2 protein-coding genes are annotated in these 3,429 nt (G+C 52.4%); both read right to left on the bottom strand.

The annotated features are described in order from the left end of the window. Window positions 1-267 precede the first annotated feature (267 nt). Entirely contained in the window at window positions 268-1,338 is a 1,071-nt protein-coding gene (locus LC354_RS27045) for a hypothetical protein (protein WP_223429039.1), read from the bottom strand. A gap of 6 nt (window positions 1,339-1,344) precedes the next feature. After that, a complete protein-coding gene (locus tag LC354_RS27040) occupies window positions 1,345-3,213 on the bottom strand; it encodes an acetate--CoA ligase family protein (protein ID WP_223429038.1) in 1,869 nt (622 codons plus the stop codon). Between the last annotated feature and the right edge of the window lie 216 nt (window positions 3,214-3,429).

Below are 3,429 nucleotides of genomic sequence, written 5' to 3'. Positions count from 1 at the left end.
AAGTCATCTGTCATCAGAAAAGCTACGTTTTATGCGCCCAAGCTGCCCCGCAAATTGATCCGATCCGCGCCTCAAGCCACAATCATCAGCTCTGACGCCTCAACACCTAGTCTTGCCGGAACAAAGGGGATAATCCTTCGTTCCCATATTGTTCCGTCTTAACGGGATCCTACGAACAAACCTTCCGATGGGGCCTATACCGGTTAACCGGACTGAATTGGCTGCTTGCGTCTTTCATTTTCTGAAGGTGGCAAGATCCAGACGATATCACTCGTCAAGAAGAATATACGCAGTTTGATCAGGATGCTTTCTTATGCCGTCGAGGATAATATCGCGGCTTGCACGCGCCACGCGGGCCATGCTCAAGAAATCCGAACGTGACTTTGCTGACTGGCCCGCATCCGCCAAAGCAGCGTCGAATCCGTCGATCTTCACCCGGTAGTGCAAAAAGGGTCTGACTTCAAAAATGCTTACCGCAAACAGCGGCGTACCCGTACGAAGTGCAATCGCTATGGGTCCGGTAGCCATTCGGAGTTTGCCATTAACCCCGAGAGGAAGCTCAACATATCGATGGCCCGCCAGCGACGTGTTTGTGAATATAACCGGATGCCCCTTTCTCAGCTGCGAAAGCGCTCTTTTCTGGACCTTTCTCACTTCGCCGTCGTCAAAAACCAGTCGCTGTTTCAGATAGCGGTTCTCTGCCGCGATCTGGATCTTGTTCATGAGAAGTGCCGCAAAACGGGATTCACTATTACCGTGGCATTTGTGGGATAGAGCCGATGCCGAAACGCCTTCTTGGCAAAGCGCGCGCTTTGAAAGTATCGGATAAGTCGAAAAGCGGTTCACCCACAGTATAGCGCCTTTGCCCACCTCCAACTGCTCCAACAGTTTCGCGGCTCCATCAACATCAAAGGTAATCTTGCCCCGCTTCGGTGAAAACTCCTGTGCCGCGGTAACCCTGCTTGCAAGAGTTTGGCGTATCAAACCTCGGCGCAGCTCGTCCCATTCTTCGTCTTTTAGGCTTCCAAACACACGCTCATAAGCGCGGCGGACCCGACGCTGGCGGTCTCTTGGCACCATCCGTTCGCCCAAGAAAATGATCGGCTTTTGAAGCCAACCCCACGTACCAACGGGAAACAGCCAGCACACAAGGAACGTCACCGGGATCATCAAGTAGTCGATAACGTCCTCGAAAAGAAAAACAGGTCGTTCGGTCTTCTTCGACGAACGAAAGACAAACATGCACGGATCATCAGGCGCCTCGGCGTGCTCGACATACTCGATACGCTGATTGGCCGAACGCAGTATTGTCTCATCCTGATATTGTATGTCTGCCAATGATTATTACGCGGTCTGCTGCAAAGTTTCGTCTTCACCCAAACGATACGTTTCGAGCAAATCGATCAGGTTGGTGAAATCTGCCGCAGTTGCCGGTTGGGTGGAATCTCTGTGCTTGGAAATGCTGCCGCCCACCTTGTGGATAGCGGCGATGTTTAGAAATGGGAGCCTAGTTGCCAACATCTCATCGTTTTGCACAACGGCAATCAGATAACTCAGACTCTTTTCCTGCAACAAAAGTTCAGACCGTCGGAACAGGCTGTCAGTTTTGCTGAAGTGAATGGTGTTCCCCTGATCATCGAGAGAAACATTGTGCGAGGTAAGGAACGCACCACCCGTTCCCCGCGCCAATTCCGCGCGGCGTTCGGTTGCCGCGTTCATGGCGTCCCCCCCCCCCCCGACGAAACACTCAATGCGAACTTGCGACTGCCCCGCGGGAAACGAAAGGTCCATGAAGGTCCGCGCAGTATTCTCGCCAATCTGAGGCCTAAAATTGACTTCGTTTATCACCGTTTCCGTTTCAAACCACGGGCGTGAGATATCTTCCGAAATCATATCTATGCCCGCGACTTCCAAGCCAAAAAGGCGTGCTGTGCGGCAGGCTAGGTCTGCGTTGGCCGGATGAACAACCTTTTCTGTTAGGTTTTCATCGTATCCCCCCCAGACTTCGCCTTCATACGGCCTCAAATAAACGATCTGTCCAGATTCAGGGACGGTTTCCGGGTCGCAGTTCTGCCGATGCAGCTGAGTGATCGCAAGTTCGTCCAGCGTGCATGTTTTTTTGCGAAGGTGCTTGGCCTTTTTGGACTCCAGCTGCTGCATTTTTTCAATCAGCTCGCGAATGCTGGATGTCCCGTCGCCGATGGCGGACAACGGGTGTCGGGCGTAGGCAAAAATAAGCTGGTCCCTGTAGACGAGCAATCGATGGCAAATCCCGGGAACACGGTTCTCTACAAGTATCGAGTTGGAAACCTTCTTTGCCCTTTCGAACGCGTCAACAACGCCCGAGTTGTTTTGGACATCGACAGTTACACCTTCGCCCCGGTCGCGGTTCGAGGGCTTTAACACGACTGGGAACCCGATTTGGTGCGCGATGGCCTGCGCTTCTTTCGCATCCCTGGCAGCTCGTGAAATTGGCACCGGAATCCCAGCCGATTTCATGTATGTGACGCATTTCAGCTTGTTGAAAGTCAGTTGCGCTCCAATCAATGAGTCATTGGGAGTGGCGCTTCTGCAGAAAACTTTCGCATGGCGTCCATAGCCAAATTGGTAATGCCCGAACCCGAGATGGGATATGGGAATGCCCTGATCAAACGCCTGTTCGAGAATAAACCGCATCGAGTAGCCGCCATTTGCCTGCGCGCGAGTTGTTTCGATGAAGCGCACAAGGCTATTGTCGGTTAAGGTCTTGATTTGCTTCCGCTTATATGCGGGAAGCGTGAACTCCAAGGCAATCGTTGCCGCGAATTCGAAGGCGTTCTTCAGAAACGTCGGGTTCAGGCGCGCAACCGTCGGGGCGAGGAACTGAATTCTGAACTGGTTTCTACTCGGCGAGACAGCTTGCGCCGAAAGGACTTTGATACGCTCAAATGCGTAGATAGAGCTGGACTGTAGTGCATGGCCCGCAACCAGCCCTGTAAATCCAACAAATCTCTCGATAACCGGATCAAGCTCGACCCCCGCCACCTTCGAAACATCCAGGTCGCTCGGTTCGGGGATTTCCAGTTTTTCGTTCAAATACTTCTTGGCGTCTTCCTCAAAAAACTCATGCGGTCTCTGCCCAGCCAATCGCATCGCGCGTGAATACTGGCGCAACCCATGCGTGTAACCCAAAACCCCTGCGCCAACGTCAATTGACAGCTTTGATTTTGTCATGAGTGCAATCCACTTCTCAACTTATTCTCCCAAGTAGAATACCCTTTCCTGCATGTTATACTAACCTGAAAGGCTTATCCCCTTTGATCCGATCCGCGCCTCAAGCCACAATCATCAGCTCTGACGCCTCAACATCTAGCCGACATTCCCCAAGTGGCCTGCCATCTGACGCGAAGATCGCCTGATCAGGCCTGCGGATCAAGTATCTTTTACCTC

It is taken from the genome of Tateyamaria pelophila (assembly GCF_019966495.1).
GTDB classification, from domain to species: Bacteria; Pseudomonadota; Alphaproteobacteria; order Rhodobacterales; family Rhodobacteraceae; genus Tateyamaria; species Tateyamaria pelophila.
This window is presented reverse-complemented; position numbering and strand designations above follow the sequence as displayed.